This window comes from Kitasatospora sp. NPDC088160 (genome assembly GCF_044741445.1).
In the GTDB taxonomy this organism is placed as follows: Bacteria; Actinomycetota; Actinomycetes; order Streptomycetales; family Streptomycetaceae; genus Kitasatospora.
Window position 1 is genome coordinate 1 of the sequence record NZ_JBIUSS010000016.1, and the last position, 20,810, is coordinate 20,810.

Below are 20,810 nucleotides of genomic sequence, written 5' to 3' on the forward strand. Positions count from 1 at the left end.
CTATCAGTTCCGAACTGGGCCAACCATCGATTCCTGCGGGATCCTCCACCAGCACCGATCGACGGGTCAGGGGCCAACAACCGATTCCGGTCTCAACGGCGGTCGGCAGGGCGGCGGAGCCCAGCGCACGGGCGGCCAGAGCCTGTTCGAGTGCGGTCGTCAGGCAGGCTGCGAGCCTGCTGCTGACGCCGGCGTGGGCGGCGGGGCCGCGCGGGGAGCGGCCGCCTCCGGCTTCACTCGTTCGGCTGGCCGGGCGGTCCAGGAGGTTTCCGCCAGCGGCCCGCCGGCGGGTTCCTGGGCATTCATAGCACGACCTTGTCATGTTCACATGTTGGCGCTGATCTCACCGCCGGTGCTGAGCACCATGTACACGCCGTTGGCGACGGCTCCGGCGTCCTGCTGGTTCGCCTCCAGCGTGCCGTTCACCGCGCCGTCGTTGCCGAGGATCTGCGCGCGGTAGTGGAGTTCGCCGATCTTCGTGACCTTGGCCGTCCAGCCGCCCGCGAGCTTGAACGTGCCCGGCCCCTGGTGTCCGCCGCCCATCCAGGAGTGGGCCGTGCCGTCCATCGAGAGCACGATGAACATGTCGTTGAAGTCGACCCCGGCGTCGGAGTCGTGCGTCTCCAGCGTGCCGTATTCCGTACCGTTGTTGACGATCTTGGCGACGTAGTTCTGGTTGCCGGTCGCGCGGATCTCGGCCGTGCTGCCGTCCACCAGCTTCTGGGTGCGGACCGGGGACGTCCCCTTGGGCGGGGCGGCCGGCGGCGTGGTGGTGTGGCGCGCGGTGGGCGTGGCAGCCGGTGGGGCGGTGCCGGGCGCGGGGGGCGCGGCCGGCGTGCTGGCCGGCGCGGTGGCGTCGGGAGGGGTGGGAGCGCTGGGCGCAGCGGCCGGTGGGGTGGTTCCCTGCGCGCTGGGCGTGGTGGGCGTGGCGGCCGGCGCGGCGGTCTGGTTCGCGGGGGACGGGCTGGAGCAAGCTGTCGCGGTGGACACCAGCAGGGCGGCCGCCAGGGCGGAACCGGCCAGCGTGCGGACGGCGGACGAGCGGCGGTTCGTTAAGGTCGACATGCGGTGCTCCTGAGCGAAGTACGGGTGAGGAACAGCGAGTTGCCTGTGGCCCCTCCTGCGGGGACAGGAGCAACGTGGCTGTGTACAGGAACGAAGTTAGTGTGAGCAGTCGACGAAACAGACCCTGCTATGTCACCAGACTGCTACGCCCTCCCCGCACCCTCATCTGCACCGCAGGCCCTCACCTGCACTGCAGGTCGACGCGCCACCGAACCGAAGCGGAAGGGTCCGGTTTCGGCCAGTTGTGCTGTTCATGTATACACGCATTCACATCTTCGGAATGCTGACCGCACATGCTGTCGGATCTACGGCAAGGAGAAGGTCATGCGTCGAATCGCAGCCATCGGCACCGGGGCGGCACTGCTCATGGGAGCGGGGCTGATCGCCGCGCCGTCAGCCTCGGCGATCTCCTACTGCGTCACCAACCAGGGCCAGAACTGGGGCTCCGTCAACTGCCAGACCAGCGCCCCGAAGAACCACTGGCAACTTGTCCTGATCTGTGAAAGCGACAGCGTCAAGGGCATCCGGCAGACGGTCAACGGCCGCTGGCACACCGGCGACGGCTCTGACATCCTGTACTGTCCCACGGGCTACAGTGCCGCCCTCGCCAACGTCAACAGCGACAACTGACTGGTGGGGGTGTGTACATGAGTGGCTTCCCGGGCGATCAGCGATCGCGGGCCGGGGCGTCACGCAATCCCTCCTCGAAGGCCGAGTGCGGGTACTGGTCGGTGCCGAATCCGGGCATTTCGAGCTTCTTGAGCTGCCCGCCGACGACGTGGGACACCAGCGGCACGGGCAGGGCGTCCGGCCAGAGGCCGGTCCGCTTGCCCTCGGAGAGGACGCGGCGGAACGCGCCGGTGGATCCCCGCAGGCTGCGGCCGTTCGCCTTGAGCTCCTCTGCGGCACACTCGCCTTCGCCTTCGACGACCTGAAGCAGGATCTGCTGCGCCCGGGGCGGCAGGCGGTCGTAGTACGAGCGGGCCCGCTCCGGTGTCCAGCGGTCATCGGGCAGCGCCGTCACGACGGCGTCCGGCATGGTGGCGAAGGCGAGCAGCTTCTCCAGCGCCTCGGGGGTCGGATTCTCCACGGTGATCGTGATCCTCATGGTTCGACACCCTTGCAGCCCCGGATCCTGAACACAAATAACCGCCGTAGATGTGTTGCAGACAAGAAGGCCCCTCCGAAGGCCCCTTCGAGTTGTCGAAGGGGCCTTCAGCGCGGTTGTGGGGCTGCTCCGAGACGTTTCACGCGCGTCGAGCAGGGCCGGTGACCTCCCAGGCCGCCTCGATCATCCGGAAGATCTCGTCCACCGCGGCCTCCGGATCGGCCGCCTCGCGGGCCAGCGTGTAGGCGTCGATCGCGAACCTCGCGATCGCCCGGCAGGCCGTCGTGGTCTGCGGCAGGCCGAGGTCGGTGGCGATGGCCGTGGCCAGCGAGTCCGCGTGGCGCAGCCTCATCGACTCCTCGTACTCCCGCAGGGCGGGTGATTCCTCGATCATGCGCCAGATCGGGGCGGCGGCGTCCGCCGTGCAATGGCGCACCAGGGCGTGGATCTCGTGGCGCAGCGCGGGGACGAGCGGCTCGTGCGGCGCCCGGGTGGTGGCCGCCCGGGTGAGGCGTTGCTCGAAGTCGTCGTCCCGCTCGAACACCAGGGCCTCTTTCGAGGCGAAGTGGGAGAAGAGCGTGGTGACGGCCACGTCGGCTTCGGCGGCCACGTCCCGGATTCCCACCGCGTCGTACCCGCGTTCCAGGAAGAGCCGCAGGGCGGTGTCGGCGATCTTCTCGCGGGTCGCGGCCTTCTTGCGTTCGCGGCGTCCGGGCGGCACGGTCATGCCCTCACGCTAGCAGATACGAAGGTGGAACAGTTCCTAAACGCTAACCGTTAGTGCTACGGTCGGCCGCATGAAGAACATGAAGAAGGTGAGCTTCGCCGAGTTCGGCGGGCCGGACGTTCTGCAGCTCGTCGACGCCGAGCGGCCCCACCCGGGCCCCGGTCAGATCCGCATCGCCGTACGGGCGGCGGGCGTCAACCCCGTCGACTGGAGGATCCGCGAAGGCCAGTTCCTCCAGGCTCATCCGACCGAGTTGCCCTCCGGCGTCGGGCAGGACGCCTCGGGGGTGGTGGACGAGGTCGGCGAGGGCGTCGAAGGGATCGAGGCCGGCGACCACGTGTTCGGCGAGGGCTTGAGCACCTACGCCGAGTTCGCCGTGCTGTCGGCCTGGGCCCGGATGCCCGAAGGGCTGACGTTCGAAGAGGCGGCCGGCTATCCCTCCGTGGTGGAGACCGCGCTGCGCATCATCCGTCAGGTCGGCGTGCGGCCCGGGCAGACGCTGCTGGCTAGTGGCGCTTCCGGCGGAGTCGGCTCGGCGGTGCTGCAGATCGCCCGCGACCGCGGCATCACGGTGATCGGCACGGCCGGGGCCGCGAACCAGGACTACCTGCGCAGCCTGGGTGCCGCCGCCACGACGTACGGCGAGGGCTGGGTCGAGCGGGTGCGGCAACTCGGCCAGGTCGACGCGGCGCTCGACCTGGCCGGTTCGGGCGTGATCCGCGAACTCGTCGAGCTGACGGGGGATCCGCAGAAGGTGATCTCCATCGCCGATCTCTCGGCGCCGCAGTTCGGCGTCCGATTCTCCGGCGTGGCCGGGAGCATGCCGGAGGCGCTCGCCGAGGCCGTCGACCTCATCGCGCGGGGCAGGCTCCACATCCCGGTCGAGAAGTCGTACACGCTCGCCGAGGCCGCGGCGGCGCACATCGACAGCCACGCCGGCCACACGCGGGGGCGCCGGGTCGTGCTCGTCTGAGCCGATTTCCGCGCAGTCGTACGACCCGGTTCCCCCAGAGGCGTTCGTCAGCGGCCCGGGGCGTTCCCCGCCCACACGGAGGGCGTGCGGTGCGACCACGGGCTCGCTTGTTCGAGTTGTCCGGCGAGGCGGAAGAGGCGGCCTTCGCGGCCGTACCCGGCGGCGAACTGCATGCCGATCGGCAGTCCCGTCTCGGTGTCGGCCGTCAGCGGTACGGACATGGCGGGCGTGCCCGCCACGTTGAACGCCGCGGTGAACGGCGAGCGGTCGAGGAGGCGGTCGATCCAGCCGACCATGGCGGTGAGATTCGCCGCCATCAGACGGGCGTTGGCCAGGACGAACTCCTCCCAGCCGCCCCCGAGGTCGACCTCGGCCTCCTCCACCTGGTGTCCGAGGGATTCGAGCAGGCGCACGGTTCGGGAGAGGGCGTCGGCCACCGGTGCGGTGGTCCGGCGTCCTCCCCACGCCTGGGTGAGGACGCCGATCCGCAGCGAGCATCAAGTCCGTCGCCGAACTGCCCGACCGCTCCGACCCGGCACGGCAGGTGATCGAGGAGCACAAGGCCCGCCAGCTGCGCAGGCTGGTCGCCATGTGCGCCGAGGCCCGGCTGCCCGACCCGGCGCAGACCGCGGCCGAGATCACCTTCGTGCTCGAAGGGGCGCAGGTCTGCGCGCAGAACGGAAGTGTCGACCAGGCGGGGGAGCGCCTGATGAGGATCGTCGAGGGGATCGTGTCTAGAGGCTGAGCAGGCCGATGACGCGGCCGTCGTGGTCCACCACCGGCCACGCGTCCAGGCCGCGGGAGCGCATGGCGGCGGCCGCCGCGGTGGCGGGCATGTCGGTGGTGGCGAAGGGGGCGCGGTCGAGGACGATGTCGCGCACCGGGGTGCGCTCGGTGTACCAGGACCGGGCCTGGAACGGCGCGAGGTGCAGGCGGGTCAGCAGCCCGGCGCAGCGGCCGTCGTCGTCGCGGACGAGCAGGTGGTCGGTGCCGGAGCTCTGCAGGATGTCCATCGCGGTGTCGACCATGACATCGTCGCTGATCTGCAGTTCCGGGCCTTTCATGAGGTCGCCGACCGTGGTGGTGCTTGCGGGGTGGTCGAGGGCGATGGTCATGGGCGGACTCCTTCGTGTCGCTTCCGCCGGGGTCGGCGGTGATCGGGGCACTGGCGGAGGGGCGAGTGGGGGCTGGCGGCGTGCGTCGGAGCGGACCGCAGGGCCGGTTCCGGCTTCCGGGGTCGGCGGTCGCGGGAACCGGCGTGCCTCGGAGGGCCTGGGAGGGCCTGGGAGGGCCGCGCGGGCCCGGTGCGCACCGGGCGTCGGGCCCGCGTCGGGGTGCTACGCGGCGAGGGCGACGCGCCTGGGCGCCCGGCGGCGGCCGGAGGAGCCCTGGTTGTCGCGGCCGGAGGCCGCGCGGGTGTCGCCGCCGGTGGAGGCGGGGCGTCCGCGGCGGCCGCGGTTCGCGGCTGCGCTGCGGCGCGGACGCTCGACGACGGGGTCGGCGATGACGACGGGCACGCCGGTGGGGACGCGGGCGCCGGTGATGAGGGTCAGGTCCTCGTCGCCGGCGAGGACCCTGGTGGTGACGGGGGTGATGCCGGCGGTGGTCATCATGCGGGCCATCTGGCGGCGCTGGCTGGGCAGGACGAGGGTGACGACGGTGCCGGACTCGCCGGCCCGGGCGGTGCGGCCGCCCCGGTGGAGGTAGTCCTTGTGGTCGCTCGGCGGGTCCAGGTTGACGACGAGGTCGAGGCCGTCGATGTGGATACCCCGGGCGGCGACGTTGGTGGCGATCAGCGCGGTGACCTGACCGGTGCGGAACTGCTCCAGGGTGCGGTTGCGCTGGGGCTGGGACTTGCCGCCGTGCAGGGCCGCGGCCTTGACCCCGTTGGCGAGCAGGTCCTCGACCAGCGCGTCGGCACGGTCCCGGGTGTCGGTGAACATGATCACCCCGCCGTCGCGGGAGGCGATGTGGGCGATCGTGGTGTTCTTGTCGTGGTTCTGCACGTGCAGCACGTGGTGCTCCATGGTGCTGACCGCCGCCGCGGACGGGTCCACCGAGTGGGTGACCGGGTCGTTCAGGAACTGCCGCACGAGGCGGTCGACGTTGCGGTCCAGGGTGGCGGAGAACAGCATGGTCTGGCCGCCTTCGGCGACCTGTTCGAGGAGCTCGGTGACCTGGGGCAGGAAGCCCATGTCGGCCATCTGGTCGGCCTCGTCGAGGACGGTGACGCCGACCCCGTCCAGCTGGCAGTCGCCGCGCTGGATCAGGTCCTTGAGCCGGCCGGGGGTGGCCACCACGACCTCCGCCCCGCGGTTCAGCACCTGCGCCTGGCGGCCGATCGACATCCCGCCGACCACGGTCGCCATCCGCAGCCGCACCGAGTGCGCGTAGGGGGTGAGCGCCTCGGTGACCTGCTGCGCGAGCTCGCGGGTCGGGACCAGCACCAGGGCCAGCGGGCGGCGGGGTTCGGCCCGCTGCCCGGCGGTGCGGGCCAGGACGGCGAGACCGAAGGCGATGGTCTTGCCGGAGCCGGTGCGGCCCCGGCCGAGGACGTCGCGGCCGGCCAGCGAGTTCGGCAGCGTCGCGGCCTGGATGGGGAACGGCGAGGTGACGCCCTGGCGGGTCAGCGTCTTCAACAGGGCCGCGGGCATGTCCAGTTCGTCGAAGGACTCGACGGCCGGCAGCGCCGGGGTGGTGCTCACCGGCATCGCGAACTCGCCCTGCGGGGAGGAGTCCTGGCGGCGGCCCCGATCGGAGGGGCGCCGGCCGCCGGCCGGACGGGAGCCGTAGAAGGAGCTGCCGCCGGAGCGGGAGCCGGAACCGGAGCCTGAGCGGGAGCCGGAGCGGGAGCCGGCGGCGGAGCGGGAGTTGGCGTTCTGGTACGAGGAGCGACTGGAGCGGTTCACGTGGAAACCTTCCTCAGGGCGGCGCGTCACGAGGAAGGCCCCGTGGCGCGGGGCGCCGACGGAGACCGCAAGGGAACGGGCCGGAAGTGTGACGGGCGGGGCGTGGACGGTAGAACCGTGCGGCACGTCACCTACGGTCGGCGCTCACCGAGAGGGGTGGGAGCGAACGACCTCGAACCGTGAGCTGTCACGGCAGGGCGCCGATCCGGACGCGGCGCTGTGCGTCTCGCGTGGGGATGGCTGCCGGTGGCGGAGCCAGGGGGCCTGAACGGCCGGGAATGCGTTGTGACGCAAATGCCGAGGGGCCCGCACCGGGCAACATGTACGCGGTGCGGGCCCCTCGCTGCTAGGCGGGTGCCGTGGCAGAAAAACTACAGCGGACGAATGTTCTCGGCCTGCGGGCCCTTCTGACCCTGCGTGACGTCGAACTCGACCTTCTGGCCCTCGAGCAGCTCACGGAAGCCGTTGGCGTTGATGTTCGAGTAGTGGGCGAAGACGTCCGGGCCGCCACCCTCCTGCTCGATGAAGCCGAAGCCCTTTTCCGCGTTGAACCACTTCACAGTGCCATTAGCCATAAAAAAATCTCCTTCAAGGGGCTGTCCGAAGCCCGCACCATGCAGGCTCCGAGTCGCCGCGATGAGCACCCACCCGGGGAAGAGCCGGGAAACAAAAATGCGCCTGCGAAACATCAGCAGGCGCACACAAAGTTCATGGGAACCACTACTGCAACTAAAACGACTCTAGCAGGCTCCGGCCCGCCATGGGCGAATATTTCACCCCGGGTTTCGCGGGAGCCTCCCCCCGGGGGCCGCCGGCTTCGGAAAGACCGCCCTTGCGCTCTCGGGCGCATACGGCAGGAAGTGTCAATTCTGCCGTCTGAATGACGGGCTACGGGGAGTTCGCTCAAGCCGCACGGGGTGTTCCGAGACTTCGCACCTCCGGGTCCAGGTGATCAAGGCGCGGCCGGGTCTGCCGGCGGCGCCGGGAGCACGGGGGCGGTGGCGCGGCAGGTTGTCACGCGGCTGTGACACGGCGGGGCCCACGTCCCAAGGAGTTCCTCATAACGCGCCCGTAGGGTCGCGCACGACATGGCGGAGAAGCGGGAGGCGATGGAGATGCGGAAACTGGGGCACGGAACGCGGCTGATCGGGGTGAGCGTGATCGCCGGGATCGTGGCGGCGGGCATAGCCCTGCCCGCGGTGGCGGCCGTTGGGCTCGGCGCCCAGTCGGCGGCCGACGACTTCCAGAGCCTGCCCGACGACTTCAAGACCCCGGCGCTCTCACAGGCCTCGACGATCCTCGACGCGCAGGGCGGCACGATCGCCACCGTGTACGACCGCGACCGCACCGTCGTCCCGGCGGACCAGATGTCCCCGCTGGTGAAGACCGCACTCGTCGACATCGAGGACAACCGCTTCTACGAGCACGGCGCGATCGACCTCAAGGGCGTGCTGCGCGCCCTGGACAAGAACGCCACCTCCGGCGGCACCGCGCAGGGCGCGTCCACCCTGACCCAGCAGTACGTGAAGAACGTCTTCGTCGACGAGGCGGGCGACGACCCGCAGAAGGTGGCCGAGGCACAGCGCCAGACGATCGGCCGCAAGATCCAGGAACTGAAGTACGCGATCAAGGTCGAGGAGACCCTGAGCAAGGACCAGATCCTCACCAACTACCTGAACATCACCTTCTTCGGGGAGAAGGCCTACGGCATCGAGTCGGCAGCGCGGCGCTACTTCGGCGTGCACGCCAAGGACCTCACCTTGCCGCAGGCCGCGCTGCTCGCCGGCCTGGTGCAGTCGCCCACCGGCTACGACCCGACGGTCAACCCGACCGCGGCGAAGGACCGGCGCGACACCGTGCTGCGCAAGATGGCCGAGTACGGGCACATCACCGAGGAGCAGGCCCAGCAGGCCATCGCGACCCCGCTCGGGCTCAACGTCCAGGCGCCGCAGCAGGGCTGCATCCTGGCCAAGCAGGGCGAGGGCTTCTTCTGCGACTACGTGCGCCAGACGGTGCTCACCGATCCGGCCTTCGGCAAGTCGGCGGCCGAACGGCAGGCGGTGTGGAAGCGCGGCGGCCTCCAGATCCACACCACGCTCGACCCCAAGGCCCAGGCCTCGCTCTACGCCTCCGTCACCGCCCACGTGAACGCCGGCGACCAGGCCGCGACCGCGATGAGCATCGTCGAGCCGGGCACCGGCAAGATCCTCGCGATGGGCCAGAGCCGCCCGTACGGCGTCGACGGCAAGCAGCACCAGACCCAGATCAACTACAACGTCGGCAAGGCCATGGGTGGCGGGCTCGGCTTCCCGACCGGCTCGACGTTCAAACCGATCGTCGCCGCGGCGGCCCTGGAGAACGGCATCTCGCCGAGCCAGAGCTACACCACCGACTACAGCATCCCGTGGCCGGCGATGACGGACTGCTCCGGCGGCCGGTTCCGCTCGGCCGGGCAGGTGCACAACGACAGCCAGAGCCTCACCGGCCAGTTCGACATGAAGACGGCCATGGCACAGTCGGTCAACACCTACTTCGCCAAGCTGGAGGGCGACGCCGGGCTCTGCAACGTCGCTCGGATGACCAACGAGCTCGGCATCACCCAGCAGGCGGGCGGTGAGAAGCTCCAGGTCGTCCCGTCGATGACGCTCGGCAGCAACGACCTGACCCCGCTGGAGATGGCCGGCGTCTACGCGGCCTTCGCCGCCCACGGCACCTACTGCGCGCCGACCGCCATCGCCTCGGTGACCGGCCCCGACGGCAAGCAGCTCGCGGTGCCGCAGGCGAACTGCTCCGCCGTGATGTCGAACACGACCGCCGACACCGTCACCGCCATGCTCAAGGGCGTCGTCGAGGACGGCACCGGCCAGACCGCCGGCCTCAGCAGCCGCGACAGCGCCGGCAAGACCGGGACCACCGACGCGAGCCGCCAGGTCTGGTTCGTCGGCTACACCCCCGAGATGGCCGGGGCCACCGTCGTCAGCGACACCGACAACCCCAAGCCCCTGGACGGCCAGCGCATCGGCGGCACCGTCGTGGGCCAGGCCTTCGGCGGCACCCTGGCCGGCCCGATCTGGCGCGACGCCATGAACGGCGCCCTCGCCGACACCCCGGCCGGCACCTTCACCCCGGTGCAGCTGCCGTAGCGTGCTCGTTCTGAGCGGGGCCGCGCCGCCGGAATCCGGCGCGGCCCCGGCACCCGGCGGCGACCCCCACGGCCGCCTCCCGGCGGGTGGCCGCGCGCCCGCGTGGCGGCGTCGCCCGCCCGCAGGGGCCGAACGGGTCGTAGCGGCACCGGTCCAGCTTCCGGATGCCGTTCTGTCGCCCGTGCCCCGTCGATGGCGCCGGAATCCGTGAGCTCAGGCCCGAGGCTCGCCGGAATCCGTGAGCTCAGGCCCGGGGCTCGCCGGAATCCGTGAGCTCAGGCCCGGGGCTCGCCGGAATCCGTGAGCTCAGGCCCGGAGCGGCAGCCTCTGGGCGATCCGGGCCAGGTGGTCGAGGTGCTCGCCGCCGTGGTACCCGGCGTGCATGGGGTCGACGACCAGGTGTGTGGCGCCCGCCTCCGCCCACCTCCGGGCCCGCTCCTCGATCCCTTCGAGGCCGTACCGGAGTTCGACCGCGCCCTCCACTCCGATGTCGTCGGCCCGGCGACCGGCTCGCTCGGCGGCGGTGGCGATCGCCTCGATCTTCTGGGGGACGTCCGGCTTGAACTCGCCTCCGTGGTACCAGCCGTCGGCCATCCGTCCGATGCGGTCCAACACGATGTCGCTCCACCCGCCCATCCAGATCGGGATCGGTTGCTGGAGCGGCCGCGGTTCGAGGCCCACACCGACGACGCGGTCGAAGTCGCCTTCGAAGTCGACGATCTGACGGGTCCACAGGGCCCGGAGAAGCGACACCTGTTCCTCGATCCGCCGTCCGCGCGTCCGGAAGTCGGCGCCCATCGCCTCGTACTCGACCGGGTTCCAGCCCACGCCGATCCCGAGCCGCAGCCGGCCGCCGCTGAGGATGTCGGCCTGTGCGGCCTGCTTGGCGACGAGCGCCGTCTGCCGCTGTGGGCAGACCAGGACGCCGGTGGAGAAGCCGAGGTCCGGGCAGAGGGCCGAGAGATGGGCGATGGTGGTGAGCGGCTCGTGGAACGCGGTGTTGATCGAGTAGGCCGCCGCCGTCCGTTGCGCGCCGCCCGGGAACCGGGCGCCGTAGTCGGGCCGCGAGTCCGGGTCCACCCCCACCACGTGGTCGTTCACCACGAGGTAGGAGAAGCCGGTCCCGGCCGCTTGCAGGGCCCAATCGCGGATGACCGCACGATCCGAACCGATCTCCTGCGAGGGGAACCTGATGCCAGTCAGCATGGTCACTCCTGAGCGCTTCGTCTCGAAGACGTGCACGCTGCCGCGGAAGCGCGAACAGCGCCGTGACACGGTGAACAGGGCCGGTGGCCGTCGGGGGAGGGCCTCCGACACCCGCAGGCAGCCTGCGTAATCCAGGATACGACGATGTCAACGGCGCCTCTCCTCGGCGGTGCCGACTCAGAGGCCGCGCCCCTCCAGCGGCTCGCCGGACAGGCGCTGCGCCAGGTAGACCGGCACGACCGCCAGGACGATCAGCACCGAGGCCACGACGTCCACCACCGGGCCCTGGTTGGGCCGGGCCAGATTCTCGAAGATCCACAGCGGCAGCGTCCGGGTGCCGGGGCCCGCGGTGAAGGTGGTCACCACGATCTCGTCGAAGGAGAGCGCGAAGGCCAGCAGCGCCCCGGCGAGCAGCGCGCTGCGCACGGCCGGCAGCGTGACGTACCAGAAGGTCTGGAAGGTGTCCGCCCCGAGGTCCGCCGACGCCTCCTCGACCGACGGCGCGATGCGCCGCAGCCGCGCCGACACGTTGTTGAACACCACCACGATGCAGAAGGTGGCGTGCCCGACGACCACGGTGAACAGGCCGAAGCCCACCCCGAGCGGGGTCAGCACGGTGCGGAACGCGGCGTTGAGCGCGATGCCGGTGACGATGCCGGGCAGGGCGATCGGCAGGATCAGCAGGAAGGAGACCGACTGCCGGCCGAAGAACCGGTACCGGGTCGCGGCGAAGGCCGCCATGGTGCCCAGGACCAGCGCCACCGCGGTCGCGCCGAGCCCGGCCTTCAGCGACGTGGCCAGCGCCTCGCGCAGCCCGGTCTCCTGCCAGGCGGCCGTCCACCAGCGGGTGCTGAAGCCGGACGGCGGCCAGGCGAAGGAGCGCGAGGCGTTGAAGGAGTTCACCAGGACCAGCAGCAGCGGGGCGTAGATGACGGCGAACCCCAGGGCCGTCGCCGTCCGGAGCAGGATCCGGGCACCGCGGGAGAGTTGCATCAGGGCCTCGGCCTCACAGACTGTCCAGCGCGCCGGTGCGGCGCACGGCGAGCAGGTAGCCCACGATCAGCAGCACCGGGACGCAGGACACCGCGGCCGCCAGGGGCAGGTTCAGCGTCACGTTGGACGCGATGACGTTGCCGAGCATGGACGTGGTGCCGCCGACGATCTGCACCGTCAGGTAGTCGCCCAGGCTCAGCGAGAAGGTGAAGACCGACCCGGCGATGAGCGCCGGCCTGGCCAGCGGCAGTACCACCGTGCGCAGGGTCCGCCAGGGGCCGGCGCCGAGGTCCGCCGCCGCGGCGAGCAGGCTGTCGGGCAGCTGCCCGAACGCGGTGCACAGCGGCAGCACCATGTAGGGCAGCCACAGGTACGCGAGCACCATGACCACCGCCGGAACGCCGAAACCGGGGGAGTGCCCGCCGAAGGGGGCGGCGACCCAGTCCAGGGCACCGCCGTGGCTGAGCATCACCCACCAGGCGTAGGCCTTGACCAGGTAGCCGGCCCACAGCGGCGTCAGCACCGCCACCAGCAGCAGGCGCCGGCTCCCTGGCCGGGCCACCCGGGCGATGAAGAAGGCCATCGGGAGGGCGGCCACCGCGTCGATCACCGTCACCGACACCGCGATGCCCAGCGTGCGCACGGCGACCGTCCGGTACTGCGGATCGGTCAGCAGCGACCGGAAGTTGTCGACGGTCCAGCGCTGTTCGACGGCGGAGGTGAACGCGTTGGTGCTCCAGAACGCGGACAGCAGGAGGACCGCCAGCGAGCCGAGGTACGCCAGCACCAGCCAGGTCATCGGCGCCGCCAGCAGCGCCGCGAGCCGCAGACCGGGGCGCCGGTCCAGCAGCCCGGCCAACCGGCGCATCGGGGTGCGCGTCGGAGTGCGCGCGTCGGTGTGCGCCGGGGTGCGTGCCGCGGCGGGGGCGCTCACGAGCTCTTGATCCCGTTCCAGGCGGTGACCCACTGGGCGTACGCGGTGCAGTCGTCGCGGCCGCTGCCGTCGGCGCACTGCGCGGTGGGCGTCGTCCAGTAGTAGACGTCCTTCCACCAGTTCTCGTCGGTGGCGTGGTAGTCGGCGCAGAAGCCCGGGTTGTCGGTGATCTGCGCGCAGGCCTTCGAGTTGGCCGGGGCCTCGCCGAAGTACTCGGCGACCTGCGCGTTGGCCGACGGCGAGACGATGTAGTCCATCCACGCGTAGGCGCAGTTGGGGTGCTGGGCGTGCGACGAGACCATCCAGGTGTCGGACCAGCCGGTGGAACCCTCGACGGGCAGGATCGCCTGCGTCCTCACCCTGCCCTCGGCGGCGACCGCCCGCTGGATCACCTCCCAGGTGGTGCCGATCAGGGCGTCGCCGGAGTCGAACGCCGCCTGCTCCTTGGTGTAGTCGCTCCAGTAGGAACCGACCTGCTTCTTCTGGACCTTGAGCAGCGCCACCGCGGCGTCCAGTTGGGAGGAGGTGAGGGCGTAGGGGTTCCTGATGCCGAGCTCGGGCTTGGTCCTCATCAGGTACAGCGCGGCATCGGCGATGTAGATCGGGCTGTCGTACGCGGTGAGGTGCCCGGCGTAGGGCGAGTCCGGGGTGAAGACCGCACCCCAGGAGGTCGGCGCGGGGGTGACCTTGTCGGTGTTGTACATCAGCAGGTTGGCGCCGCGCCCGTGCGGGATTCCGTACGGCACGTCCTTGACCGAGTTCCACGGGCGGTTCTTCAACCCGGGATAGACATCGGCGTAGTTGGGGACGAGCGCGGTATTGACCGGCGCGACGTCGCCACCCGCGATCAGGCGCAGCGTCGCGTCGCCGGAAGCCGAGACGGTGTCGTACTGGCCGGTCTTCATCAGCGCGACCATCTCGTCCGAGGTGCCCGCCACCTTCAGGTTCACCTTGCAGCCGGTCTGCCGGATGAACGGGGTGACCCAGTCGACGGCCTTGTTGTCCTGCCCGTACTCGACGTAGCCGGCCCAGGCGACGATGTTGACGGTGCCCTCGCCCGGACCGAGGGACTTCTGCGCGGGGATGTCCGGTGCGGTGAACCCGCTGCCCGTGCCGCCGCCGCCACCGGAGTTCGACGCGCACGCTGCGGTCAGCAGCAGGGCGGTCGCGGCCGCCAGGGCGCTCAGGGGGCGGCGGCGGACGGGGTGGCGGCGGACGGGGCGGCGAAGCAGGGTCCGGCGGCGTAGGGGGCGTGTGGTGCTCATGAACTCGATCGCTTTCGTCAAGGGTTGTTCGTCAAGGGTTGAGGGTCAGGAGTTGACGCGGGTCAAGGGTTGATACGGACGGTGTGCTGTCGCCGCCAGGCCAGGAGGACGCTCGCCCCCCGGTGGCGGGAGACGTCGGCACCGGAGGCGTCGGTACCGGAGTTGTCGAGACCGGAGCCGTCGTGGTTCTGCCGGACGGCCACCAGCCGCCCGCCCGCCGCCAGGTCGACCAGGAAGCGGGTCTGCGCGCCGGCGTAGACGACCTCGCCGATCGTCCCGGTGACGCCGTACTCGTCGGGCCCCGTCAGGTCGTCCGGACGGGCGATGCGGATCTTCTCGGGGCGCACCGAGTACGTCCCGGGCCGGCCGAAGACCTGCTCGGCGCAGGCGCCCCGGAGCAGGTTCGAGGTGCCGACGAAGCCCGCCACGAACGCGGTGGCCGGTCGCTCGTACACCTCGGCGGGAGTGCCGACCTGCTCGATCCGGCCGGCGTTGAGGACCGCGATCCGGTCGCTCATCGTGAGCGCCTCGTCCTGGTCGTGGGTGACGAGGACGAAGGTGATCCCGGCCTCGCGTTGGATCTGCTGGAGTTCGAGCTGCATCTCCAGCCGGAGCTTCAGGTCGAGGGCGCCGAGCGGCTCGTCGAGCAGCAGTACGGACGGGCGGTTGACCAGCGCCCGGGCCAGCGCGACCCGCTGGCGCTGCCCGCCGGACAGTTCGGCGGGGCGCCGGTCACCGAAGGAGGGCAACTGCACGCTCGCCAGCGCCTCGGCCACCCGTGCGGCCCGCTCCGCCCGCGGCACCCGCTTGACCTTCAGCCCGTACTCGACGTTCTGCCACACCGACAGATGCGGAAAGAGGGCGTAATCCTGGAACACCGTGTTGACGTCGCGGTCGAACGCGGGCAATCCGGTGACGTCGACCCCGCCCAGCAGCACCCGGCCGGCGCTCGGCGCCTCGAAGCCCGCGATCATGCGCAGTACCGTGGTCTTGCCCGACCCGGACGGCCCGAGCATCGAGAAGAACTCGCCCGGCCTGATCTCCAGATCGATCCCGTCCACAGCGCTGACCACGCCGAACGCCTTGCTGACCCCGGACAACGCGACCGCACCGGGCGCGGGCGGACGGCCGGCCGAGCGGCCCGACGAACGGCCCGACGTACGCTCCGGCGGGCTCGGGAAGGAACCGGCGGACGGACTGGGAACTGGGCTGGACGTCATCCGCACCTCGGTCTCGCGGTCTCTGCTGTCGGATCCGCGACTGCTGAATCCTCTGAATCTTCGACTGAAGCAGAAAAGCCACCGGCCCGGGTGGCGGCGGCCCACCGGCCTCGGGGGCCGTCAGCGCGATGACGGTGGCGTGCCGGTGATTGTCAGCCCGATGACGGCGAGGTCCGACACCTTCGAGAGGTCCGGCCTTGCCCCTCCTCACCCGAATTCACGTTCACATCAGCCGAATTCACGTCCACGCCCACGTCCAAGGAGCGCACATGACGATCACCATCCGACCGGGAAGCACCGTGATGTTCACCGGCGACTCGATCACCGACTGCCAACGGCAGCAGAGCGAAGACGGCCTCGGCTACGGCTACCCGCTGCGCGTCGCGGGAGAGTGGGGACTCCGGCACCCGGACCGGCCCGTGACCTGGCTGAACACCGGGAACGCGGGCGACAAGGTGATGAACCTCGAAGCCCGCTGGCAGACCGACGTGCTCGACGCCCGACCGGACGTGGTGTCGATCCTCGTCGGAGTCAACGACATGGGCTGGCACACGCTGGACCCGGAGGGGCGCGTGATCCCCGCGGAGGAGTTCGAAGCGGGCTACGACCGCCTGCTCGCGCCCCTCGCCGAGGCGGGCGCACAGCTGATCCTCATCGAGCCGTTCCTCCTGCCGATCCACGACGTCATCGAGGCCGGCGCCGCCCTCATCGGAGCGGAAGAACGACGGCAATGGCGCACCGACCTGGACCCCAAGATCCAGGCCGTGCGCCAACTCGCCCGCACCTACGGCGCGCACCTGCTCGCCGCCGACGGCATGTTCGCCGAACTCGCCGCCGCGGCCGGCCCGGAGCACTGGTCCGAGGACGGCGTCCACCCGACGCCCGCCGGCCACGCCGCACTCGCGGCAGCCTGGCTGCGCCTGGTCGCCTGACCGCGCCCCGCGACCACCCGCGACAGCGGCGGTCGCGGGGAGATCCAAGGGCTCCAGGCCGGCCTCACCAGAGCCAGGGAGGAACGCCGTTGCTCGCCCAGACCTGAATGCCCGTGCGGGACAGCTTCGTCAGGGAAGCTCGCGGCGCACCAGCACACGGGCAGCAGGCTCCCCGGTGAGCCGGGCGTGTGCCATCCGTTCGCGCACCTCGCCGAGCGTGCGTGGCCGGTAGCCGGGGCCACCGCAGCAGCCCTTGTGGAATCGGACCCCCGCGTGCAGCAGCACGGAGAGCGTCCGCCAACCGGCGGCGTCCCGTCGACGCGGTGCCGCGAAGGCGGACCCGACGTGGATCAGAGCCTCGCTGCAACGCGGGCAGCGCCGTTCGCGCGTCCCGGGGTAGGGCTGCTTGTACGAGGCCCGGCAGGGCAGACAGACGTACGAGGTCCTTGCATGGGCCATGAGGCCAGACTATGCGTCGGCGGCCGTCGAGCCGACCGGATTTCCTCCTGTCCGGCCTCAGGGGAGCCATGTCTCGGGCGGTTCCTGGCGGTCCCCGCGGTCCCCGGCTGTCGCTGGCGGCGCTCAGCCGCCGAAGGCCTCCGCCACGGGTCGCCGCAGGTCGTAGGCGCCCCAGCCCGGGTCCCCGGTGCCGGCGAACGCGACCCAGGCACCGTGGACCCGGGCTGCGAGCCCCGCCGGGGCGGGGTCGGGGCCGAGCAGCCCGGTGTCCCCGTGCAGCCACGGTTCGTCGGCGACGTCGAACACGAAGGGCAGTTCGACCGTGTGGGCGGCGCCGAGCCGCCCGCCCAGAGCCGTCGAGCGGTACCCGAACGAGTAGCGGTGCGTACGGCCGCCCGAGATCCGGGCGTGGGCCTGTGCCAGACGCGCCGTACCGGCCTCGAACAGGGCCCGCCCGAGCACGGCGGAGCGCAGCTCGCCCGGTGTCGCGCCCGGCCGGGCCGCGCGGTGCGCGGCGAGGGCGGCCTCCGGGTCCGCGTGCACCCAGGCGGCGACGGCTAGCACGTCGGCGTCCGTGGTGGACTCCAGACCGCCCTGCGGGACGACGTAGAGGTGCCCCTCCTCGGTGTTGGTGCCGATGAGCAGATCGACGTCGGCGGCCGGGCCGTCGGCGAGGGCGTCGGCGGGCTGCGCCGGCAGGACCAGGCTGAACGGGCTGAGCCCGGCCAGTGGGTCCGAAGCGGTGCCGGTCCGCAGATCCAGGCCGGCCAGCGCGGGCAGGACCGCCACGAAACGCTCGTCCGGGACCAGGGCGAACGCCTCCACGGTCGGCTCGACGCCCAGCGAGGCCGCCACCGCGGCGGTGACCCGCTGCGCCTGCTCCGGGGTGAACGCGCCGCAGCCGTTGCCGCTCTGGACGATCGCCCGCCGGAACAGACCGGCGGCCGCCGGAGTCGCGAGCAGCGCACCGACGAGCGTGGCGCCCGCGGACTGGCCGAAGACCGTGACGTTCCCCGGGTCGCCACCGAAGGCCGCCACCGAGCCCCGCACCCACCTGAGCGCGGCGAGCACGTCGAGCAGCCCGCGGTTGGCCGGAGCACCCGCCAGCTCCAGGAACCCCGGCACGCCGAGACGGTAGTTCACCGTCACCAGGACGACGCCGTCGCGGGCGAACGCGCCGCCGCCGTAGAGCGCCGCGCGGTTCGAGCCGGTGACGAACCCGCCGCCGTGCACGAAGACCATGACGGGGCGCCCGCCCCCGTCGGCGGCCGGCGTGTGGACGTCGACGGTCAGGTACTCCTCGCCGGGCACCCAGCCCGGCCCGAAGTAGGGGCTCATGTCGAGCCGGCCGAAGTCCCGGGCCGGCTGGGGGGCGGTCGGCGAGGGCCTGCCGCCGTCACGGACACCCGGCCAGCCCGGGTGCGGCACGGGCGCGGCGAACCGGCCGGCACCGACCGGCGCCGCCGCGTACGGGAGGGCGCGGAAGCGCTCACCGGACTCGTCGCGGACGCCGCGCACGGCGCCCGCCGGGGTTTCGACGACCGGATCTGCCTGTCGGGGCACGGGATGACTTCCTCTCTGGAAGGGAGCGAAGGGGACATCGATCGGGGGAGCTTCGGACGGGACGTCGGGACGTCGGGACGTCGGGACGTCGGGAGATCGGGAGATCAGGAGATCCGGGAGAAACCCGCCCACTCCTTGACCGCGAACTTCGACCCGCTGCGCGCGACCTCCATCGCCCCCCGGCCGCCGAAGTGCGCCGGGAGGACGAGCGCGTTGTTCTCGGCGGCGCGGCCGAGCAGCTTGCGCCGGGTCGCGCGGGACTCCGCCGGGTCCTCGCAGAAACAGGAATTGGTCTCCGGCTCCGCGATCTGCAACGCGGTGTGCACCAGATCCCCGACGAACAAGGCCTGGTCGCCGCCGGACTCCAGGGTGAGCACGGACGAGCCGGGAGTGTGCCCGGGAGCGAGATCGAGCCGCAGGTTCCCGTCGATCCGGTACGTCCCCTCCCACAGGTGCGTCAGCCCCGCCGCGTGGACCGGCGCGACGCTGTCCTCGAACACGTTCTGGTTCCCCCGGCCGAACACGCTCCTGTGCCCGTTGGCCGGGTCCCAGAACTCGAAGTCCCGCCGGGGCATCAGATACGTGGCGTTCGGGAAGGTCGGCACCCAGTCCCGGCCGTCGAGGCGGGTGTTCCAGCCCACGTGATCGACGTGCAGATGGGTGTTGACCACGACGTCGACGTCCTCGGGCCGCACGCCGGCAGCGGCGAGGTTGTCGAGGTAGCCGGTGTCCAGGCGGCTCCACACCGGCGCGTAAGGGCGGTCCTTGTGGTTGCCCACGCCGGTGTCCACGAGGATCGTGCGCCCCTCGCTGCGCAGCAGCCAGGACTGGATCGCCGTACGGCACTCGTCCGTCTCCGGGTCCCAGAAGTCGGGCACCAGCCAGTCGCGGTGCTCGTCCCACGAGCCGTCGGGGCTGTCCGGGAAGAACTGGCCCGGCGCCAGCCCGGCCGAGCCGTAGAACTCCTTGACGCGGGTGACGGTGACGTCGCCCAGGGTGATCTGTTCGGGGTCCTGGCCCATGTGCTGATCCATGTGCTGGCCCATGCGCTGATCCATGTCGTGATCGATGTTCTGGTTCATGTCCTGATCCATGCGGTCCGTCCTCGGGTCCGGGATACGCGGCCGAATCGGCGGCCGACTGAGACCGATCCTTGACACCCGGACGGGCACCAGCCACTCCCGGCTTGTCCTACCCCTCGCAGGGTGTGGCAGGGACCGGGCGGCCCGTCGAATACTGGGGCGATGAACGGACCAGGCCCACTCGGCGCCTTCCTCCAAGCCCGGCGGGCGCAGCTGCGGCCCGAGGACGTCGGCCTGCGCGACCTCGGGCCCCGCAGACGGGTGGCCGGGCTCCGGCGCGAAGAACTCGCCCAACTCGCGGGCGTCAGCGTCTCCTACTACACCCGGCTGGAACAGGGCCTGTCCCGCGGGGCCTCCGCCGAGGTGCTCGACGCCATCGCCGGCGCCCTCCTGCTCGACACCCACGAACGCGCCCACCTCGACCGGCTCGCCGACACCGCCCGCCACACGCCCCGGCCACGCCGCCCACGGCCCGAGAAGCTCGCCGCCGAAACCCGGGACCTCCTCCGCGCCGTCGACGGCGTCCCCGCGATCGTGCTCGGCCGCCGCACCGACGTCCTGGCCTGGAACACCCTCGGACACGCCCTGCTGGCCGGCCACCTCGACGTCCTCAGCCCGGACGACCCGGCCCGACGCCCGAACATGAGCCGGATGCTCTTCCTCGACCTGCACTGCCGGGAGCTGTACGCGGACTGGGAACGCAAGGCGCGCGCGGTGGTCGGCAACCTGCGCATCGCCGTCGGCAGACATCCGGAGGACGCGCTGCTCGCGGAGTTGATCGGCGAACTGACCATGAAAAGCCCGGAGTTCGTCGCCCTGTGGGCAGACCACCGCGTAGTGCCGTGCGACGCCTCCTCCTACGAGCTGCACCACCCCGTCGTCGGCACGGTCACGGTGACCCAGCAGACCCTGTCCATCGCTCGCTCACCAGACCAGGCGCTCATCGTGTGCACCACCCCCGCCAACTCCCCCTCCGAGCAGGCCCTCACCCTCCTCCGCCACGCGGCCGCCAGTTGGGCACCGCACGCGTGCGGCGCGGGCGCTGCCGAGGAGCCGCGTCGGCAGACGTAGGCAGGGCAGCGCTACGGTAGCCGGGCCCGTTGTAACGGCGCCGCCTCGGCCCCTGCTACGCGGGACGCAGCAGGGCTCGCGGTCTTCCCCAACCGCCAGCACCGACACGGCCAGGCAGACACAGGCCCGCAAGAGCCCGCACAAGGCCAAGGGCACCAAG

19 protein-coding genes and 2 pseudogenes are annotated in these 20,810 nt (G+C 71.5%); 6 read left to right on the top strand and 15 right to left on the bottom strand.

Annotation, left to right across the window (positions count from 1 at the left end; genetic code table 11):
* Positions 1 to 324: 324 nt before the first annotated feature.
* The gene (locus ACIOGZ_RS24350; protein WP_363583301.1) at positions 325 to 1,065 is read right to left on the bottom strand and encodes a hypothetical protein; all 741 of its coding nucleotides are present in this window, start codon (positions 1,063 to 1,065) and stop codon (positions 325 to 327) included.
* A gap of 324 nt (positions 1,066 to 1,389) precedes the next feature.
* Between ACIOGZ_RS24350 and ACIOGZ_RS24355 the strand changes: the two genes are divergently transcribed.
* Positions 1,390 to 1,695 (top strand): hypothetical protein, encoded by a 306-nt coding sequence (locus tag ACIOGZ_RS24355; protein ID WP_363583303.1) that lies wholly within the window; start codon positions 1,390 to 1,392, stop codon positions 1,693 to 1,695.
* A gap of 37 nt (positions 1,696 to 1,732) precedes the next feature.
* Here the strand turns inward: ACIOGZ_RS24355 and ACIOGZ_RS24360 are convergent, their stop codons facing one another.
* Together ACIOGZ_RS24360 and ACIOGZ_RS24365 are read right to left on the bottom strand one after the other, a co-directional pair.
* Complete coding sequence (locus ACIOGZ_RS24360) at positions 1,733 to 2,173, bottom strand: hypothetical protein (RefSeq protein ID WP_363629924.1); 441 nt, start codon at positions 2,171 to 2,173, stop codon at positions 1,733 to 1,735.
* A gap of 139 nt (positions 2,174 to 2,312) precedes the next feature.
* Positions 2,313 to 2,900, bottom strand: coding sequence for a TetR/AcrR family transcriptional regulator (locus ACIOGZ_RS24365; protein WP_400987241.1), 588 nt, complete (start codon positions 2,898 to 2,900; stop codon positions 2,313 to 2,315).
* A 79-nt stretch (positions 2,901 to 2,979) separates the two neighbouring features.
* Between ACIOGZ_RS24365 and ACIOGZ_RS24370 the strand changes: the two genes are divergently transcribed.
* Complete coding sequence (locus ACIOGZ_RS24370; RefSeq protein WP_400987409.1) at positions 2,980 to 3,873, top strand: NADP-dependent oxidoreductase; 894 nt, start codon at positions 2,980 to 2,982, stop codon at positions 3,871 to 3,873.
* Positions 3,874 to 3,920: 47 nt separating this feature from the next.
* Here ACIOGZ_RS24370 and ACIOGZ_RS24375 read toward each other — a convergent pair.
* Positions 3,921 to 4,364, bottom strand: a pseudogene (locus ACIOGZ_RS24375) (amidase family protein); the annotation flags it as partial.
* Positions 4,365 to 4,369: 5 nt separating this feature from the next.
* Here ACIOGZ_RS24375 and ACIOGZ_RS24380 point away from each other — a divergent pair.
* Positions 4,370 to 4,618 (top strand): annotated as a pseudogene (locus ACIOGZ_RS24380) (TetR family transcriptional regulator); the annotation flags it as partial.
* Here ACIOGZ_RS24380 and ACIOGZ_RS24385 read toward each other — a convergent pair.
* The 3 genes from ACIOGZ_RS24385 to ACIOGZ_RS24395 all read right to left on the bottom strand — a co-directional run bounded on the left by ACIOGZ_RS24385 (position 4,608) and on the right by ACIOGZ_RS24395 (position 7,357).
* Positions 4,608 to 4,988 (bottom strand): CBS domain-containing protein, encoded by a 381-nt coding sequence (locus tag ACIOGZ_RS24385; protein WP_363583313.1) that lies wholly within the window; start codon positions 4,986 to 4,988, stop codon positions 4,608 to 4,610. The pseudogene ACIOGZ_RS24380 and the gene ACIOGZ_RS24385 sit on opposite strands and share 11 nt — an antisense overlap.
* Before the next feature lie 222 nt (positions 4,989 to 5,210).
* The gene (locus ACIOGZ_RS24390; RefSeq protein WP_400987243.1) at positions 5,211 to 6,782 is read right to left on the bottom strand and encodes a DEAD/DEAH box helicase; all 1,572 of its coding nucleotides are present in this window, start codon (positions 6,780 to 6,782) and stop codon (positions 5,211 to 5,213) included.
* A 371-nt stretch (positions 6,783 to 7,153) separates the two neighbouring features.
* Positions 7,154 to 7,357 carry a cold-shock protein gene (locus ACIOGZ_RS24395; RefSeq protein WP_030918248.1) on the bottom strand — a complete coding sequence of 68 codons (204 nt, stop codon included), beginning with the start codon at positions 7,355 to 7,357 and terminating at the stop codon, positions 7,154 to 7,156.
* 513 nt (positions 7,358 to 7,870) lie between these two features.
* On the opposite strand from ACIOGZ_RS24395, the gene ACIOGZ_RS24400 reads away from it, so the two are divergent.
* Positions 7,871 to 9,925 (top strand): transglycosylase domain-containing protein, encoded by a 2,055-nt coding sequence (locus ACIOGZ_RS24400; protein WP_400987245.1) that lies wholly within the window; start codon positions 7,871 to 7,873, stop codon positions 9,923 to 9,925.
* Positions 9,926 to 10,231: 306 nt separating this feature from the next.
* Here the strand turns inward: ACIOGZ_RS24400 and ACIOGZ_RS24405 are convergent, their stop codons facing one another.
* From ACIOGZ_RS24405 to ACIOGZ_RS24425, 5 genes are all read right to left on the bottom strand, one after another.
* Entirely contained in the window at positions 10,232 to 11,131 is a 900-nt protein-coding gene (locus tag ACIOGZ_RS24405) for an LLM class F420-dependent oxidoreductase (RefSeq protein WP_363629932.1), read from the bottom strand.
* A gap of 177 nt (positions 11,132 to 11,308) precedes the next feature.
* Positions 11,309 to 12,124 (bottom strand): ABC transporter permease, encoded by an 816-nt coding sequence (locus tag ACIOGZ_RS24410; protein ID WP_363583321.1) that lies wholly within the window; start codon positions 12,122 to 12,124, stop codon positions 11,309 to 11,311.
* A gap of 13 nt (positions 12,125 to 12,137) precedes the next feature.
* The gene (locus ACIOGZ_RS24415; protein WP_363630080.1) at positions 12,138 to 12,992 is read right to left on the bottom strand and encodes an ABC transporter permease; all 855 of its coding nucleotides are present in this window, start codon (positions 12,990 to 12,992) and stop codon (positions 12,138 to 12,140) included.
* A gap of 62 nt (positions 12,993 to 13,054) precedes the next feature.
* Positions 13,055 to 14,323 (bottom strand): ABC transporter substrate-binding protein, encoded by a 1,269-nt coding sequence (locus tag ACIOGZ_RS24420; protein ID WP_400987247.1) that lies wholly within the window; start codon positions 14,321 to 14,323, stop codon positions 13,055 to 13,057.
* 62 nt (positions 14,324 to 14,385) lie between these two features.
* Positions 14,386 to 15,396 carry an ABC transporter ATP-binding protein gene (locus tag ACIOGZ_RS24425; RefSeq protein ID WP_400987249.1) on the bottom strand — a complete coding sequence of 337 codons (1,011 nt, stop codon included), beginning with the start codon at positions 15,394 to 15,396 and terminating at the stop codon, positions 14,386 to 14,388.
* Between the two features lie 416 nt (positions 15,397 to 15,812).
* Between ACIOGZ_RS24425 and ACIOGZ_RS24430 the strand changes: the two genes are divergently transcribed.
* On the top strand, positions 15,813 to 16,475 hold the full coding sequence (locus ACIOGZ_RS24430; RefSeq protein WP_400987251.1) for a GDSL-type esterase/lipase family protein: 663 nt from the start codon (positions 15,813 to 15,815) through the stop codon (positions 16,473 to 16,475).
* A gap of 129 nt (positions 16,476 to 16,604) precedes the next feature.
* Here ACIOGZ_RS24430 and ACIOGZ_RS24435 read toward each other — a convergent pair whose 3' ends face one another.
* The 3 genes from ACIOGZ_RS24435 to ACIOGZ_RS24445 all read right to left on the bottom strand — a co-directional run bounded on the left by ACIOGZ_RS24435 (position 16,605) and on the right by ACIOGZ_RS24445 (position 19,519).
* Entirely contained in the window at positions 16,605 to 16,934 is a 330-nt protein-coding gene (locus ACIOGZ_RS24435; RefSeq protein WP_400987253.1) for a deoxyxylulose-5-phosphate synthase, read from the bottom strand.
* A gap of 123 nt (positions 16,935 to 17,057) precedes the next feature.
* Complete coding sequence (locus tag ACIOGZ_RS24440; RefSeq protein ID WP_400987256.1) at positions 17,058 to 18,497, bottom strand: carboxylesterase/lipase family protein; 1,440 nt, start codon at positions 18,495 to 18,497, stop codon at positions 17,058 to 17,060.
* A 104-nt stretch (positions 18,498 to 18,601) separates the two neighbouring features.
* Positions 18,602 to 19,519, bottom strand: a complete 918-nt coding sequence (locus tag ACIOGZ_RS24445) for an MBL fold metallo-hydrolase (RefSeq protein ID WP_363583526.1) — start codon at positions 19,517 to 19,519, stop codon at positions 18,602 to 18,604.
* A 222-nt stretch (positions 19,520 to 19,741) separates the two neighbouring features.
* Between ACIOGZ_RS24445 and ACIOGZ_RS24450 the strand changes: the two genes are divergently transcribed.
* Positions 19,742 to 20,650, top strand: coding sequence for a helix-turn-helix transcriptional regulator (locus tag ACIOGZ_RS24450; protein WP_363583331.1), 909 nt, complete (start codon positions 19,742 to 19,744; stop codon positions 20,648 to 20,650).
* Positions 20,651 to 20,810: the final 160 nt, after the last annotated feature.

Excerpts from the sequence above, each read along its gene's own strand:
- ACIOGZ_RS24350 (WP_363583301.1), bottom strand. The coding sequence starts at position 1,065 with ATGTCGACCTTAACGAACCGCCGCTCGTCCGCCGTCCGCACGCTGGCC.
- ACIOGZ_RS24355 (WP_363583303.1), top strand. The coding sequence starts at position 1,390 with ATGCGTCGAATCGCAGCCATCGGCACCGGGGCGGCACTGCTCATGGGA.
- ACIOGZ_RS24360 (WP_363629924.1), bottom strand. The coding sequence starts at position 2,173 with ATGAGGATCACGATCACCGTGGAGAATCCGACCCCCGAGGCGCTGGAG.
- ACIOGZ_RS24365 (WP_400987241.1), bottom strand. The coding sequence starts at position 2,900 with ATGACCGTGCCGCCCGGACGCCGCGAACGCAAGAAGGCCGCGACCCGC.
- ACIOGZ_RS24370 (WP_400987409.1), top strand. The coding sequence starts at position 2,980 with ATGAAGAAGGTGAGCTTCGCCGAGTTCGGCGGGCCGGACGTTCTGCAG.
- ACIOGZ_RS24385 (WP_363583313.1), bottom strand. The coding sequence starts at position 4,988 with ATGACCATCGCCCTCGACCACCCCGCAAGCACCACCACGGTCGGCGAC.
- ACIOGZ_RS24395 (WP_030918248.1), bottom strand. The coding sequence starts at position 7,357 with ATGGCTAATGGCACTGTGAAGTGGTTCAACGCGGAAAAGGGCTTCGGC.
- ACIOGZ_RS24400 (WP_400987245.1), top strand. The coding sequence starts at position 7,871 with ATGGCGGAGAAGCGGGAGGCGATGGAGATGCGGAAACTGGGGCACGGA.
- ACIOGZ_RS24405 (WP_363629932.1), bottom strand. The coding sequence starts at position 11,131 with ATGCTGACTGGCATCAGGTTCCCCTCGCAGGAGATCGGTTCGGATCGT.
- ACIOGZ_RS24410 (WP_363583321.1), bottom strand. The coding sequence starts at position 12,124 with ATGCAACTCTCCCGCGGTGCCCGGATCCTGCTCCGGACGGCGACGGCC.
- ACIOGZ_RS24415 (WP_363630080.1), bottom strand. The coding sequence starts at position 12,992 with ATGCGCCGGTTGGCCGGGCTGCTGGACCGGCGCCCCGGTCTGCGGCTC.
- ACIOGZ_RS24420 (WP_400987247.1), bottom strand. The coding sequence starts at position 14,323 with ATGAGCACCACACGCCCCCTACGCCGCCGGACCCTGCTTCGCCGCCCC.
- ACIOGZ_RS24430 (WP_400987251.1), top strand. The coding sequence starts at position 15,813 with ATGACGATCACCATCCGACCGGGAAGCACCGTGATGTTCACCGGCGAC.
- ACIOGZ_RS24435 (WP_400987253.1), bottom strand. The coding sequence starts at position 16,934 with ATGGCCCATGCAAGGACCTCGTACGTCTGTCTGCCCTGCCGGGCCTCG.
- ACIOGZ_RS24445 (WP_363583526.1), bottom strand. The coding sequence starts at position 19,519 with ATGGGCCAGGACCCCGAACAGATCACCCTGGGCGACGTCACCGTCACC.
- ACIOGZ_RS24450 (WP_363583331.1), top strand. The coding sequence starts at position 19,742 with ATGAACGGACCAGGCCCACTCGGCGCCTTCCTCCAAGCCCGGCGGGCG.